This window comes from Streptomyces sp. NPDC001002 (genome assembly GCF_053599215.1).
The window spans coordinates 1-14,719 of record NZ_JBSFLV010000203.1; the positions used below are offsets into that span (position 1 = coordinate 1).

The window sequence follows — 14,719 nt, forward strand, 5'->3', positions numbered from 1 at the left end:
GGACATGTGGCCCGGCCCCTACGGCCAGGGCGGCGGCTCCCGCAAGTACGTGCTGGCCTCCCTCGACCAGTCGCTCCAGCGCATGGGCCTGGACTACGTCGACATCTTCTACTCGCACCGCCTCGACGCCACGACTCCGCTGGAGGAGACGATGGGCGCCCTCGACACCGCGGTGCGCCAGGGCAAGGCGCTCTACGTCGGCATCTCCTCCTACGACGCCGAGCGCACCCGCGAGGCCGCCGCGATCCTCAAGGACCTCGGCACGCCGCTGCTGATCCACCAGCCCTCGTACAACATGCTCAACCGCTGGATCGAGACGGACGGTCTGCTGGACGTCGCCCAGGAGGAGGGGTTCGGGGTCATCGGCTTCACTGCGCTCGCCCAGGGTCTGCTGACCGGCCGCTACCTCGACGGCGTACCCGAGGACTCGCGCGCCGCCGCGGGCACGTCGTTCGACACGTCCTGGCTGTCGGAGGACAACCTGGACCGGCTGCGCGCGCTCAACGACATCGCGGCCCGGCGCGGCCAGTCCCTGGCCCAGATGGCGCTCGCCTGGGCGCTGCGCGACGAGCGGGTCACCTCGCTGGTGATCGGCGCCTCCCGCCCCGAGCAGGTGGAGCAGAACGTCGCCGCGCTGGAGAACCTCGACTTCAGCGCCGACGAACTGGCCGAGATCGACAAGTACGCCACCGACGGCGGCGTCGACCTGTGGCGCGACGCCCGGACCGGCAGCCTCGGCTGACCGATCGGCCCAGCTCCAAAGACACGGCTCAGGACAGCACGCGCAGTGCTCCCGGCAGGACCCGCACGGTGACGGGGAGGATGGCCTCGACCTCCCCGTCCGCGCCGTAGGGCACCTCGCGGTCGGCCTCGATACGGATCTCCCGGCCGCGCAGGATCGTCACCTCGGGCCGTCGGACGTGAGCGCCCGTCTTGAGTTCGTTCATCAGGGCGAAGAACAGCCGCCGGGGTGCCTCGCGGATCATGACGATGTCCAGGAGACCGTCGTCCACGCGCGCGTCGGGGGCAATGTGGCGTCCGGAGCCGTAGTAGCCGGAGTTGGCGGCGACCACCGTGTAGCCGGTGTGCGGGTGTTCCTTGCCGTCGACCGTGACGCGGTAGTGGGCCGGGCGCCAGGTGGTGACCGCGCGCAGTCCGCCGGCGTAGTAGGAGGCGGCGCCGCGCAGGAGTGTCGCGTGGTTCGCGTGCCGGTTGGCGAGTGCGTCCACTCCCGCGTACACGCTGCCGAGCACGACGGTGCGGTCGTGGACGGCCGACTCGACCACGATGGTGTCCACGGGACGCGGCTCGCCGTGGAGCAGCACCTTCGCCAACTCGCTTGCCTCCGTGGGGAGTTCGAGCGCTCTGGCGAAGTCGTTGCCACGGCCCGCCGGGACGAGGCCGAGCACTGCGTCCGTTCCGCTGAGCGCTCCCCCGATGCCTCCGGCGATGCCGTCCCCGCCGACGGCGAGCACCACCCGGCCCCGCCCGCCGGCGTCCCGGGCGAGTTCCTTGGCGTGGTCCAGGCTGCGGCTGTACTCGGTCTCCAGCTCGGCCCCCGCCGCGCGGAGCAGCCGGGCCACGTCGAGCAGCGCGGCGGCCGAGGCGGAGCCGCCCGCGGTGGGGTTGACGACGGCGGTGAACTGTCGCATCGGTGCGCCTCCGGGGCGGACGGGGTGTCGATTCGGCGGTGGGCGGGTCGGCTCAGTCGAGGGGCAGCAGCACGCCGGGATTGAGCACCCCGGCCGGGTCCACGCACCGTTTCACGGCGCCCAGCGCCTCGACGGCCAACGCGCCCGCCTCCCGCACGTACCAGTCGCGGTGGTCGGTGCCCACGCCGTGGTGGTGGGTGATGGTGCCGCCCGCGGTAAGGATCGCCTCGTTGGCCGCGTGCTTGGCCCGTGTCCAGACCGACAGGGGATCCTCGCCCTGCGCCGAGACCACCGTGAAGTACAGCGAGGCGCCGTTCTCGTAGACGTGCGAGATGTGGCACATGACCAGGGGCGGGGTGCCCGCCTCGGTGAGCGTGGTGGTGAGGGCGTCGCGAACGGCCGCGTACAGGGCGGGGATTCGGGACCAGAAGGCCGCCGTCTCCAGCGTCTCGGCGAAGGCGCCCGCGTCGAGGAGGGCGTCGCGCAGGTACGGGGCCGAGTAGCGGCCGTGCGCCCAGCGCTCGCCGGGTTCGGTGCCGAGGGGTGTGCCGCCGCTCTCGCGCAGGACGGCCGCGGCACGCTCCCTGCGATACGTGGCGTCCTCGACTGTCCCCTCGTAGCCCGCGATCGCGACGCAGCCACCGGCCGGTGGTGTTTCCGAGGAGCCGATCGCTTCGGGTTGCGCGAGGCCGATCAGCGTCTCGGTCTCGTCGGACAGCCGCAGCACCGTGGGGCGCGGGCCGTCCTGGGCGAGCCGGCGCAGGGCCGCGCCGCCCTCCTCGAAGGAGGCGAAGCGCCAGCCTTCGTAGAAGCGGGTCTGCGGGACCGGGCGGACCCGGACCGTGACGGAGGTGATGACACCGAACGCGCCCTCCGAGCCGAGGAACAGCTGGCGCAGGTCGGGTCCGGCCGCCGAACGCGGGGCGCGGCCGGTGTCGACGGTGCCCTCGGGGGTGGCGAGGGTGAGGCCCAGGACCATCTCGTCGAAGCGGCCGTAGCCGGCGGAGGCCTGGCCGCTGGAGCGGGTGGCGGCGAATCCGCCGATGGTCGCCCACTCGTAGGACTGCGGAAAGTGGCCGAGGGTGAAGCCGTGTTCGGCGAGCAGCGCCTCGGCCCGCGGTGCGCGCAGGCCCGGTTGGAGGGTGGCGGTGCGGGAGACCGGGTCGACGGCGAGCAGGCGGTCCATCCGGCGCAGGTCGAGGGCGACGAAGGTGCCCCGGCGGCCGGGGGCGAGGCCGCCGACGACGGACGTACCGCCGCCGAACGGCACGACGGCCAGGCCGAGTTCGGCGCATGTCCGCAGCACGGCGAGCACCTCGTCGTGGTCCGACGGGAGCACCACGGCGGCCGGGATGTCGTCGACCTCGCCCTCCCGGATCCGCAACAGATCGGGCGTGGACTTGCCGCGCGTGTGCCGGATCCGGGTCTCCGCGTCGGTACGGACATGCGCCTCGCCACCGACCGCGGCACGCAGCGCGTCGAGAGCGGCGGGCGCCAACTCCGGCTCGGGGACGGCGATTTCGGCCAGGCCGACCGGCGCCGCGTCGCTCGGTTTCACGCCGAGCAGATCGCGCAGCAGCCCGATCACCGTGTCGGGCAACGGAGTTGCCCGGTCCGGGTCGCCCCAGCCGCTCCACAGCATGTCCATCGCTGCCGTCCTCACCGGTCGTTGTCGAGCGCTCGCGCTCCGGTTCCGTTCCCCGACTTCACTCCCCCGACGACCCCACGGGGTCCCGAGGCGTTACACTGTGACACATGACGCCTATTCGTCACAACCAGTCGGACGGCGACGCGGTGCTCGACGCGGTCCGCGACTGCGTCCTGGCCGTCGGGGTCCGCCGCACCACGCTCACGGACGTGGCCCGCCGCGCCGGCGTCTCGCGGATGACGCTGTACCGGCGCTGGCCCGATGTCCGCTCCCTGGTCGGCGACTTGATGACCCGCGAGTGGGTCGGGGTGGCCACCGAGGCCATCCCCGAGCACCGCGCGGACACGGACGCACGCGAGCGGCTCGTCGAAGGACTCGTCGCCGGCGTCGAGTCGTTCCGCGCCCACCCGCTCTTCCGCAAGATCGTCGACGTCGATCCCGAACTGCTCCTGCCCTACGTCCTGGACCGCCGCGGAGCCAGTCAGAACGCACTGTTGGAGCTGCTCGCCGACGGTCTCAAGGAAGGGCACGCCGACGGTTCGGTCCGTGCCGGACACCTTGAACGGCAGGCCCGGTCACTGCTGTTGATCGTGCAGTCCTTCACGCTGTCGCTGCGGACCATGACCGACGAGGACGACGCCGACCTGTCCTCCGCCGCCTTCCTCACGGAGCTGCGGGACATCCTGGAGAGGACCCTCACGCCATGACCCACAGCCCCGCCGCCGGTTCGTCCCTGTCCGCCGCCCGGCGCTCGCGCGACCTGGCCGACACGGTGGGCGGTCCCGTCGTGGACGTCCTCGTCGTGGGCCTCGGCGCGACCGGCGCCGGGGTCGCCCTGGACGCGGCGGCCCGTGGCCTGACGGTGGCCGCGATCGACGCGCACGACCTGGCCTTCGGCACCTCCCGCTGGAGCAGCAAGCTCATCCACGGCGGCCTGCGCTACCTCGCCTCGGGCCAGCTCGACGTGGCCCACGAGAGCGCGGTCGAGCGCGGGGTGCTGATGGAGCGCACCGCGCCCCACCTGGTCCGCGCCCAGCCGTTCGTACTGCCGCTGACTCCCCTGGTCTCGCGCGGCCAGGCCGCCCTGACCTGGGCCGGCTTCCGGGCCGGCGACACCCTGCGCCTGGCCGCCCGCACCTCCCGCGCCACCCTGCCCGCCCCGCGCCGGCTCTCCGCCCTGGAGACCCGCCACCTGGCCCCCGCCCTGCGCGCCGACGGCGTACGCGGCGGCCTGCTGTCCTGGGACGGCCGGCTCACCGACGACGCCCGCCTGGTCACCGCCCTCGCCCGGACCGCCGCCGCGCACGGCGCCCGGATCCTCACCCGCGTCCGGGCCCTGGAACTGACCGGCTCCGGCGCCCGCGTACGCGACGAACTGACCGGCGAGGAGGGCGAGATCAGGGCTCGCGCGGTCGTGAACGCGTCCGGTGTGTGGGCCGGCGGCCTGGTGGACGGCATCCGCATCCGCCCCTCCCGCGGCACCCACCTCGTCCTGCGCGCCGAGCACCTCGGCCCGCTCCCGGCCGGGCTGCACATCCCCGTCCCCGGCGAGAGCAACCGCTTCGTCCTCGTCCTGCCCCAGGGCGACGGCCGGGTCTACGTCGGCCTCACCGACGAGCCCGTCGACGGAGACATCCCGGACGTGCCCGAGGTCCCCGAGACGGACATCGGCTTCCTGCTCGACGTCCTCGGCTCGGTCCTCGACACGCCGGTCCACCGCGCCGACGTCGTGGGCGCGTTCGCCGGACTGCGCCCTCTGCTGGACACCACGCCCGAGGCACACGCCGGTACGGCGGCCCGTACCTCCGACATCTCCCGTCGGCACGCGGTGCTGACCTCGACGGAGGGTGTCGTCACCGTGGTCGGCGGCAAGCTCACCACGTACCGGCGCATGGCGCAGGACGCCGTGGACGCCGCCGTCCGCACCCGTGGCCTCGCGGCGGGTCCCTCCCCCACGGCCTCGCTCCCCCTGGTCGGCGCCGCCTCGCCGCGCACGCTGGACGCGCTTCCGGCACCTCGCCGACTGGTCCGGCGGTACGGCACCGAGGCCCCGGCCGTCCAGGCACTCGCCGAGCGCGACCCCCGGCTCGGCGAGCGGGTGCTGCCGGACCATCCCGTCACCGCCGCCGAGGTCGTGTGGGCCGTACGCCAAGAAGGGGCCCTCGACGAGGCCGATCTGCTCGACCGGCGTACCCGCATCGGTCTCGTACCCGCCGACCGGGCCGCGGCCCTGGACGCGGTGCGCGAGCTGCTGGGCGAGGTCGTGACCCGGAGCGGCTGAGCGCTGGTCCGGACAGCCGTGTCCGTCGCGCGAGGGAACGTATAGATCCTTATCGTCTGATTCTGTGACACATACCTTCGACGAGCTGGTGGGGAAGCAACGCGCCGCCGATCAGGCGCACGACCGGGTCGAGGAGCTGCGGGACTCCTACGGGCCGCCGACGCGGCCGGAGGGCTGGAGCGGGCAGCAGACGGACACGTACGAGACGGCCTGGCGGGCCTGGCGCGATCTGGCCCGCGAGGTCCAGGCCACCGTCACCGAGTACGCCAAGGACGAGGGGCTGGCGCGCAACGACGTCGAGGCGGACGTCAAGTCGGCGGCGCGGCACCCGAAGCCGGAGGAATGACGGCGTACGAAGGCGCCCGGACCGCATGTCGTTCGTGCGGTCCGGGCGCCTTCGTGTGTGGCTATGCGCTCGGGTAGCGGCGCCTGGTGCGGGTGAGCAGGACCAGGCCTCCGATCAGGAGGACCGTGCCGCCGGCGGCGGGCCACAGGTTCGTGCCCGTCTCGGCGAGGTCACCGCCCCCGACCGCCTGCGGCTGGCTGCCGCCTTCCGCGACCGGGTCGTTGCCGCCCACGTTCTGGGCGGGCGGGGTGGTGCTGTCCTGGCCCACCGCGGGGGCCTCGGCGCTCTTCGAGGCCGACGCGAGGACCTGGGGCTCCTCGGTGCTGGAGATGGTGGGCTCGTCGTTGTTCTGGCCGTCGGAGCCGTTGCCATTGTCGTCGCCGTTGTTGTTCCCGCTGCCGCGGGTCTCGCGGGGAGACTCCGACGGGTTGTCGCCCGGGTCCTCCGTCGGCTGCGCCGTCGTCGGCTCCTGGGTCGGCTCGTCGGGCTTCTCCGTGGGCTGAGCCGGCGGCTCCTCGCTCGGCTGCTCCTGCGTGGGCTGCTCGCTCGGCTGCTCGGTCGCCGGCGGGTTCCCGCCGTTGTCGCCACCGTTGTCGCCGCCGCTGTTGCCGCCGTTGTCGCCGCCCGGGTCCTCACCGGTGCCGGCACCGCACTGGCGGCCGCCGTTGATGCAGTCGACGGCCTCGCCCATCAGCTTGTCGGAGAAGACGTTGATGAAGTCGCCGTGGTCGGTGACCGGCTTGTGCAGGTTCTCGGGGAAGGAGTCCAGTGCGAACAGCGGAGTGGTCTTCCCGCCGTCCTGGAGGCTCGGCGCGTCGACGTCGTAGACGATCCGCTGCACCAGCTGCGGGATGGCCTTGAAGCCGGCCGGGCAGTTGCCGGAGGAGTCCTCGAACGCCACGTGGGTGCGGTGGTTGGCGCTGTCGATGTTGCGGCCGTCCCAGCAACTCTGGAAGCGGAAGGTGCGGACCACGTCACTGCCCTGGGGGCAGAGCGGGTACTTGTCCTTCAGCTGCCGGTCCTCGAAGCCGGTGCAGCTCCAGGAAGCGTTGGCGTTGGCCGTGCCGTTGACGAACGCCTTCGCGTCGCCGGTGATGATGCGCAGCAGGCGCGGCATCGCCGTGACCTCGCTGCGCTGGTTGCCGATGAACGTCAGCGTGACCTGCTTGGGCGTGACGATCTGGCCCGAGTTGCCCTCGGTGCCGCCGCCGGGCGCGCCCGCGTCCTTCTCCTGCGTGCCGTTCTGCAGGCGGATGACCGGCCAGTAGTACGTCGACTTGTCACCCGGGTTCTCGCAGGTGGTGTCGGCGTTGGCGAGGTCGTCGTCGCTCGCGAAGGCGGTGTTGGACTGGTTGCCGACGTAGTCGTGGAAGTGGTGGGCGCCGTTGGAGACACCCGGGGCCACGATCACGTTGTCCGAGTTGCGCAGGCCGTTCTCGTTGACGCCGCAGCTGGTGGTGAAGGTGCCCTTGGAGACGAACGAGTTCAGGTCCGGCGCGGGCGAGTTGGGCTGGACGGAGTTGATGTCCGCGTAGTCCGCCGCGACCGGGCCGTTGCCGGCCGGCTGGCCGCCCTGGTCCTGGCCGTCGCCCTGGTCCTGGCCGTCGCCCTGGTCCTGGCCTTGGTCCTGACCCTGATCCTGGCCCTGGTCCTGCCCTTGGTCCTGGGCCTGGTCCTGGCCGCTCTGGTCGTCGGTCTTGCGCCAGGTGCACTCGGCGAGGTCGTCCAGGCCCTGCGGCCGCTCCCCCGCCTCGTCGATCGTGTTGGAGATGTCCTCGATCGTCCCCGACCGCTTCTCCTTGAGCGAGGCGAGGACGTCGTCGGAGTCCCCGCCCTGCATGCGCTGGTAGGCCTCGGCGATCTGGCCGTCCAGTGCGGCGAGGTCCTCGTCGACCTTGGGCTGCGCCTCCTCGGGCACATCGGTCAACTGGTCACCCACATCGGGGCAGTCCACCGTGACGCCACCCGGGGCGCTGTCCGTGTGCTGCGACGAGTCCCCGCCACTCTCGGTGGCCGACGCGTACACGTTGACCGCGACGAGGCCTCCTCCTCCCAACATCAGCGCCACTGCTGCAAAGGTTGCGCGGCGCGCGCCTGTTGGTCGTCTGCGCGTGTTGCGTCCCACGGAAGTTCTCCTGCGCCTCGGGTCCGGTCGGGCATGGCTTCCCCCGGTCCCATACGCACGAGACGACAGGCGCGTTCAACCGCATCGGAAATTCATCGGAATCTCTTAGGAAGCGTTCGAGTCCAGTGACTCACAGACCACAGGAGAATCGAAAACGACCCTGGTCAGGCGCTTGATCACGGAGTTCCGACGGCTAAACCTCAAGCCAGAAACCAGTTCTGGCCAACCAAAGGTCCAACAGGTCCGTTTCGCCCCGTACTTCCACACCGGGCGCGGGGCGTCGGTAGAGAAGCAGGAGCAGGTCGGTCACGGAGCCGCGCAGGCTCACGGCGGCCTCGCCGTACCCGATGCGCCAGGTGGGCCGGTCGCCGTCGAGGTCGACGAACCACTGCCCCGCACCGATGGCGTGGAAGCGCAACGAGCGGCCGGCGCCGAGCAGTTCAGGGGTGTCCGGCCGTGACTCGTACGCCTCTGAGACGGTCGAGAACTCCAGCCACTCCTCGATGCCGTCGGCGGCGAGGTCGTCGTCGAGGCGGAACTCCGCGCCGGTCGCGAGCGCCGCGTCGGCCCGGTGCAGGACGGTCTCGTGGGCCATGCGCCGGGCCCAGAAGGCGGTCGTGAACCGGTCCTCGGCCGGCGTCCACACCTGCACCCGCGGCCCCGCGGCACGCAGGCTCGCGGCGAGTGCCGCGGCGCCGTCGGAGAGCCAGGGGCCGAGGGCGGCGCCTTCGATGTCGGCATACACGGCAGGGTCGTTGACCCCGTCGTCGGGGACCGGACCGTCGGCCCGGGTGCGGACCACCTCGTCGGCCCAGCGGTGGTCACCGCCCACGTGGCGCAGCAGTCGGTCGAGGTCCCAGCCGGGGCAGGAGGCGATCGGAACGGTCCCGTCCGCGCCTTTCACATGCCCGGCGAGCAGATCGGTCTGGTAGGCGATCTCATGGCAATAGCGGTCGAACGTCAGCGAACTCACCCGGACATCATGGGTCATCCGAGCCCCTCGCCGCACCTCGGATACTGTGTCCCGTCCGAATCGACGAGGAGATGAAGAAAATGCTGGTGGGGGCGGGGAACACACGACGCGGGCTGGCCCATGTGGCGTTGCTGACCGCGGTGTTGACGGGGTGCGCGGAGGCGTCCGACAAGGCGCCGAGTGCGAGCACGAGCGCGTCGGCGACGGCGGACGCGGCCGGGGGGAGCGGCAAGGTCGCCGAGAGCGGCGGCACGATCGGCAAGCCCGGCTCGGCCTGCGAACTCCCGGTCACCTTCGACATCGCGGCGGACTGGAAGGCGGAGTCCATCGACGCCGAGACGGCCGGGGACGGGAGCGACCTCGCCGATGAGCTCGCGGACGCGCTGATGCACCAGGGCCCGGTCACCGGCGTCTGCGAGGTGGACGCCAAGCCGGCGGGCCACATCGGCTTCCTCCGCGTCTGGACCGGGAAGCCGGGCAAGGACGACGCGCGTACCGTGCTGGAGGCCTTCGTGAAGGCCGAGGACAACACGAGCAAGCCGAAGTACACGACGTTCAGGAGCGGCGGCCTCGACGGCGTCGAGGTGGAGTACCTGTACACCAGCAAGCTCCTGGAGGAGACGAAGAAGGAGCGCGCGCTCGCCGTCACCACCGCGAGCGGCCCGGTCGTCCTGCACCTCGGCGGCCTGGACTCCGGGGAGCACGAGGACATGCTCCCGGCGTTCGAGCTGGCCAAGCGGACCCTGCGCACCGCCTGAGCCGGGCCGGGCCCCCTTCCCTACGATGATCCGGTGACGAGTGACGCCCCGACGCGGGAACAGGTAGGCGGGCAGGCTTCGACGGAGGGCGAGTCGAGTGCCTGGGCGCGGCGGCTGCGCCGGTTCGGGTACGCGCCGCTCCCCCACCCCGTCGACACCCGCGAGCGACTGGTCCCGCCCTTCCCGCAGCCGCGCACCCGCCGCTGGGAGTCGGCAGGACTGAGCCCGCGGCTGGCCGATCTCGCGGCCCGGTCCGTCGGTTGGGTGGGCCCGGTCCTCGTCGCCGTCGTGGCCGGGATCCTCCGGTTCTGGCGGCTGGGCTCGCCGCACGACCTGATCTTCGACGAGACGTACTACGCCAAGGACTCGTGGTCGATGCTCCGGCTCGGCTACGAGGGCACCTGGCCCGACCGCAAGATCGCCGATCCGCAGATCCTGGCTCACCACCAGGTCATCCCGCTCTCCGACACGGGCAGCTTCGTCGCGCACCCGCCGATGGGCAAGTGGGTGATCGGTCTCGGGGAGTGGATGTTCGGCCTGGACCCGTTCGGCTGGCGGTTCATGACGGCCGTCCTGGGCACGCTGTCGGTGCTCATGCTGTGCCGAATAGGCCGTCGGCTGTTCCGCTCGACGGCCCTGGGCTGTCTGGCCGGTGCGCTGATGACGGTGGACGGCCTGCACCTGGTGATGAGCCGCACCGCCCTGCTGGACCTGGTCGTGATGTTCTTCGCGCTGGCGGCCTTCGGCTGTCTCCTCGTCGACCGCGACAAGGCCCGGGCCCGGCTCGCCGCCGCCCTCCCGGTGGACGCGGACGGTTTCGCCCGGCCGGACGCGCACACCGGCGAACACGCGGGCACCGGTCTGCGTCCGTGGCGGCTGGCGGCCGCTTTCTTCCTCGGCCTCGCCGCCGCGAGCAAGTGGAACGGCCTGTACTTCCTGGTCTTCTTCGTCGCCCTGAGCGTGCTCTGGGACATCGGCTCCCGCCGCGTCGCCGGAGCGCGCCACCCCTACCTCGCGGTCCTGCGCAAGGACCTCGGCTGGTCGACCCTGTCCCTCGTGCCGGTCGCCGTACTGACGTATCTGGCCACCTGGACCGGTTGGTTCCTGTCCGACAAGGGCTACGACCGGCACTGGGCGGACGGCCGCGGCGGCGTGTGGTCGTGGATCCCGGCGCCCCTGCGCAGCCTGTGGCACTACGAGCACGCGGTCTACGAGTTCAACATCAACCTGCACGCCTGGCACCGCTACAAGTCGAACCCGTGGAGCTGGCTGGTCCAGGGCCGGCCCGTGTCCTTCTACTACGACGCCCCAAAGGCCCAGGACGGCTGCCACGCCACCGCCGGCTGCTCACAGGAGATCCTCGCCCTGGGCACACCGCTGCTGTGGTGGGCGGGCTGCTTCGCGCTCCTCTACCTGCTCTTCCGCTGGGCCCTGCGCCGCGACTGGCGCGCGGGAGCCGTCCTGTGCGGGGTGGCGGGCGGCTACCTGCCGTGGTTCAACTACCAGGACCGTACGATCTTCTCCTTCTACGCCGTGGTGTTCGTGCCGTTCCTGTGTCTGGCCGTCGCGATGATGGTGGGCGCCATGCTGGGACCGCCCGGTGCGGATCAACGGCGCCGGAAGGTGGGGGCGATCGGCGCGGGTGTGCTGGTGCTGCTGATCGTCTGGAACTTCATCTACTTCTTCCCGATCTACAGCGGCATGACGATCCCGTACCCGGACTGGCAGGCCCGGATGTGGCTGGACACCTGGATCTGAGGCCCGGTCAGGGCAGTTGGCCCGGCGGTCGGTCCAACTCCCCGGTCGTACGCCCGAGATAGGTGACGGGGCCGGGATCCGGCACCGCGATCTCGTGGAAGCCGAGACGGTCGTAGAAGGCCCTGGCCGGGGTGTTGGCGGTGACCATGCAGAGGTGGATGGCCGGGACACCCCGGTCCGCCAGGGCGCGCAGCAAGGTCCACATCAGCTCCCGGCCGTGGCCCTGCCCCTGCCAGTCGGGGAGCAGGTCGATGTGCAAGTGGGCCGGATACGCGGCGACTTCGGGGACGATCATCCGCTCGGGGTCGTGCAGCAGCGCGACCATCGCCGCGTCGGGGGTCGTCGGCGGGCCGGGGTGCCGCGGGTAGCGGTCGGCGACCAACGGCAGCCATTTGGCGCGGAATTCAGCGACGAACCGGGGAGTGTCGGCGGTGCCGACGATGTAGCCGACCGCGTTCCCCACGCCGTCGTCCAGGACGAAGGACAGGCCGGGATCCAGATGGGGGTACGGGGCGGCGAAGATGGTCGGGAAGATGCCGGGGGCTTCGTAGAAGGGCCGGCTGTCCTGGCCGAGGTGCGCGGTGCGCACGCAGATGTCGTCGAGGGCCGCGCGGTCCTCGGGCCGGTAGGGGCGGATGGCGGGGCGGCTGTCCGAAGTCGGGGTCATCGCAGCATCGTCCCGACTTGGGAGCGCTCCCACAAGACTCCGGGAGCTACGACGAGAGGCGCGACGGGGGCGACGGCCGGGGGCCCGGGCAGGTGCGCCCGAGCCCCCGGGTCATCCGATCAACCGGTCGTCCGGTCGTTCGTCAGACGTGCGGGCGGCGGCCCCGCTCCTGGTGCGGGAACCTCTGGTCCGCGCCGGGCAGCGTCGGCTTCGGCAGCGTGGCCACCTCCTCCTGCGCCTTCTCCAGCTGCTCCGCCGTGTCGTGCGGGAGCCGGGGCGAGCGCGGGCGGGCGTCGCGGAAGCGGAAGGCGGTGGTGAAGTCGCCGAAGGTCTCCCGCCGCCAGTCGCTGACGTTGGGCTCCTCGACGCCGGTGAACCGCTCCAGGAACTGCAGTGCCGAGGTGTGGTCGAAGGCCTCCGAGGCGACCCAACCACCCACGGTCCAGGGCGAGATGATGATGGCGGGCACGCGGAAGCCGCCGCCGATCGGCAGCCCCTGGATGAACTCGTCCTTGGTGCCCGCGGGCGGGGTCGGCGGGGCCACGTGGTCGAACAGGCCGTCGTTCTCGTCGTAGTTGAGGATGAAGGCCGTCTTGCGCCACACCTTCGGGTTGGACGCGATCGCCTCGATCTTCGACGCCACGTAGTCGGCGCCGGCGGCCGGGAGGTAGTCGGGGTGCTCCGACTGGTAGCTCGTGGGGCAGATCCACGACACCGTCGGCAGCCGGTCGTTGCGGGCGTCGTCCTCGAACGTGCCGTGCGGCTGCGGACGTACGCCCCGCTCGTAGAGGTCGGAGCCGGGCTGGGCGTTCTTGAACGAGGCGAACTGCTCCAGCATGTTGGTGCCGTAGTCGTCCTCCTCCTGGTACACCTTCCAGCTGATGCCGGCGTTCTGGAGGCGCTCCGCGTACGTGGTCCAGCGGTACGGCGTCGGTGCCACGTTGCTGATGATCGGCCCGCCCTGGGTGCCGGCCGGGTCGATCGAACCGGTCATCCACATCAGGCGGTTGGGCCAGGTCGGCCCGAACACCGAGCAGAAGTAGTTGTCGCAGATGGTGAAGGTCTCGGCGAGCGCGAACTGGAACGGGATGTCCTCGCGCGTGTAATAGCCCATGACGTAGGGACCGTTGACGCCGTCGGCCTTGCGGTGGGCCGGCAGCCACTGGTCCATCTTGCCGTTGTTCCAGGCCTGGTGCTGGACCGACCAGGCGTGGCTGGTGGAGGGGATGGCCTGGGCGCTGGAGGTGTGGGTGTCGAGGTGGAAGGGCAGCAGATAGCCCTTCGGGTTCACGGCGTCCGGCTGGTAGAAGACGTTGCGCCCGGTGTCGAGCTTCAGGGCGTGCGGGTCGGCGAAGCCGCGGACCCCGGACAGGGTGCCGAAGTAGTGGTCGAAGGACCGGTTCTCCTGCATCAGCATGACGACGTGCTCGATGTCGCGCAGCGAGCCGTGTTTGGGCGGCTCGGCCGCGACGGCTTTCTGGACGCTCGGCGGGAGGAGGGAGAGAGCCGCGGCGCCGCCCAGCGCGCCCGCGGCGGAACCCAGGAGTCTACGGCGTGTCAACTCGGCCATGATTGCCCCTTCTTGAGCGGGATCTGCTCTGCGGAGTGAGGGCTTGGGGTCCGCCCGTGGAGCGGACCGTCGATCACTCTCCGCCCGGCTCGACGAGGGCCGTCAGGGGTGGGTGGTGAACTTGTGGACAACGTGCGGGAAGGGGTTGGCCAAGCCATGACCCGGGATATCGGCTGGTTGCACGGCCGTTGCCGCCCGTTGGGAAAAGAATGGCGGCTACATGGATCGACGGCTCCGCCAAGTCCCTTCGGAGACAGGGCAGTCGGGCGCTGTCGGGGGGCGTCCCTTTTCGGCCGCGGTCGCGGATTCCCTCGGGTTTCGGGTCGCGTCGGCCCGGGCCGGACTTCCGCCGAAGGCTGCTCCGCAGGCCTCCCCGACTCTCGGCGCGCTCTCCTGGACGCTCCGCGCACCTCGGCGGAACCGTGCGTCACTCCCGCCGCGGGTCACGAATCCATACCGTGCAGGTGCGCCGCGCCCCCGTCGTGGCGCATTCTTGCTGTGTCGCCCGCTCGACGGGCACGGACGAGGCAGGGCTGATGACTGGGAGCGCGGAGGACATACGGACGCCCGGGCAGCTGGCCGCGCTGCTGATCGACGCCTCGACGGAGGCGATCGGCGCGGCCGGCGGGCACTCGGGCGGCGTCTATCTGCGCTCCGGCACGCCCGGCCTGCTGCGTCTGGCCGTGCTCTCGGGGCTGCCCGGACCGTTGTTCCGCGCCTGGTGGCGGATGCACGTGGACCGGGCCTTTCCCGTGGCCGACGCCTACCGGCTGGGCGTCCAGGTGGTCCTGCCGAACGCCACGGAGACGATGCGCCGCTACCCCCAGTTCGCGGCCAGCCTGCCCTTCCAGTTCGGCTCGCTGTACGTGCCCATCACGGCGGGCGCGACCACCTTCGGCGTCCTGACCGTGCTGCGGCCCTCCGCCACCGACGCCACCGAG

At 71.7% G+C, this 14,719-nt stretch carries 12 protein-coding genes and 1 pseudogene; 7 read left to right on the forward strand and 6 right to left on the reverse strand.

Annotated features, from left to right (window positions below; genetic code table 11):
- A partial coding sequence (locus ACWDR3_RS43985) for an aldo/keto reductase (RefSeq protein ID WP_450358314.1) occupies nt 1-742 on the forward strand: 742 nt, incomplete at its 5' end.
- A 28-nt stretch (nt 743-770) separates the two neighbouring features.
- On the opposite strand, the gene ACWDR3_RS43990 is transcribed toward ACWDR3_RS43985, so the two are convergent.
- Nucleotides 771-1,652 (reverse strand): YegS/Rv2252/BmrU family lipid kinase, encoded by an 882-nt coding sequence (locus ACWDR3_RS43990; protein WP_450358315.1) that lies wholly within the window; start codon nt 1,650-1,652, stop codon nt 771-773.
- 52 nt (nt 1,653-1,704) lie between these two features.
- A complete protein-coding gene (locus ACWDR3_RS43995) occupies nt 1,705-3,300 on the reverse strand; it encodes an FAD-binding oxidoreductase (RefSeq protein WP_450358316.1) in 1,596 nt (531 codons plus the stop codon).
- 107 nt (nt 3,301-3,407) lie between these two features.
- Here ACWDR3_RS43995 and ACWDR3_RS44000 point away from each other — a divergent pair, with 107 nt between their 5' ends.
- The 3 genes from ACWDR3_RS44000 to ACWDR3_RS44010 all read left to right on the forward strand — a co-directional run bounded on the left by ACWDR3_RS44000 (nt 3,408) and on the right by ACWDR3_RS44010 (nt 5,927).
- Entirely contained in the window at nt 3,408-4,007 is a 600-nt protein-coding gene (locus ACWDR3_RS44000) for a TetR/AcrR family transcriptional regulator (RefSeq protein WP_450358317.1), read from the forward strand.
- A complete protein-coding gene (locus tag ACWDR3_RS44005; protein WP_450358318.1) occupies nt 4,004-5,581 on the forward strand; it encodes a glycerol-3-phosphate dehydrogenase/oxidase in 1,578 nt (525 codons plus the stop codon). Before ACWDR3_RS44000 ends, ACWDR3_RS44005 begins: the two co-directional genes overlap by 4 nt.
- Before the next feature lie 64 nt (nt 5,582-5,645).
- Nucleotides 5,646-5,927 carry a hypothetical protein gene (locus ACWDR3_RS44010; protein WP_450358319.1) on the forward strand — a complete coding sequence of 94 codons (282 nt, stop codon included), beginning with the start codon at nt 5,646-5,648 and terminating at the stop codon, nt 5,925-5,927.
- 61 nt (nt 5,928-5,988) lie between these two features.
- Here ACWDR3_RS44010 and ACWDR3_RS44015 read toward each other — a convergent pair whose 3' ends face one another.
- Nucleotides 5,989-7,986, reverse strand: coding sequence for a DUF1996 domain-containing protein (locus tag ACWDR3_RS44015; RefSeq protein WP_450358324.1), 1,998 nt, complete (start codon nt 7,984-7,986; stop codon nt 5,989-5,991).
- Between the two features lie 259 nt (nt 7,987-8,245).
- A complete protein-coding gene (locus ACWDR3_RS44020; protein WP_450358320.1) occupies nt 8,246-9,043 on the reverse strand; it encodes a maleylpyruvate isomerase family mycothiol-dependent enzyme in 798 nt (265 codons plus the stop codon).
- A gap of 62 nt (nt 9,044-9,105) precedes the next feature.
- On the opposite strand from ACWDR3_RS44020, the gene ACWDR3_RS44025 reads away from it, so the two are divergent.
- Nucleotides 9,106-9,783: a lipoprotein gene (locus ACWDR3_RS44025; RefSeq protein ID WP_450358325.1), complete on the forward strand. Its 678-nt coding sequence runs from the start codon at nt 9,106-9,108 to the stop codon at nt 9,781-9,783.
- Between the two features lie 33 nt (nt 9,784-9,816).
- Nucleotides 9,817-11,541 carry a dolichyl-phosphate-mannose--protein mannosyltransferase gene (locus ACWDR3_RS44030; protein WP_450358321.1) on the forward strand — a complete coding sequence of 575 codons (1,725 nt, stop codon included), beginning with the start codon at nt 9,817-9,819 and terminating at the stop codon, nt 11,539-11,541.
- A gap of 7 nt (nt 11,542-11,548) precedes the next feature.
- Here the strand turns inward: ACWDR3_RS44030 and ACWDR3_RS44035 are convergent, their stop codons facing one another.
- Both ACWDR3_RS44035 and ACWDR3_RS44040 read right to left on the reverse strand, forming a co-directional pair.
- Complete coding sequence (locus ACWDR3_RS44035) at nt 11,549-12,208, reverse strand: GNAT family N-acetyltransferase (RefSeq protein WP_450358322.1); 660 nt, start codon at nt 12,206-12,208, stop codon at nt 11,549-11,551.
- Between the two features lie 142 nt (nt 12,209-12,350).
- Nucleotides 12,351-13,778, reverse strand: coding sequence for an alkaline phosphatase family protein (locus ACWDR3_RS44040; protein WP_450358323.1), 1,428 nt, complete (start codon nt 13,776-13,778; stop codon nt 12,351-12,353).
- A gap of 536 nt (nt 13,779-14,314) precedes the next feature.
- On the opposite strand from ACWDR3_RS44040, the pseudogene ACWDR3_RS44045 reads away from it, so the two are divergent.
- Nucleotides 14,315-14,719, forward strand: a pseudogene (locus ACWDR3_RS44045) (SpoIIE family protein phosphatase); the annotation flags it as partial.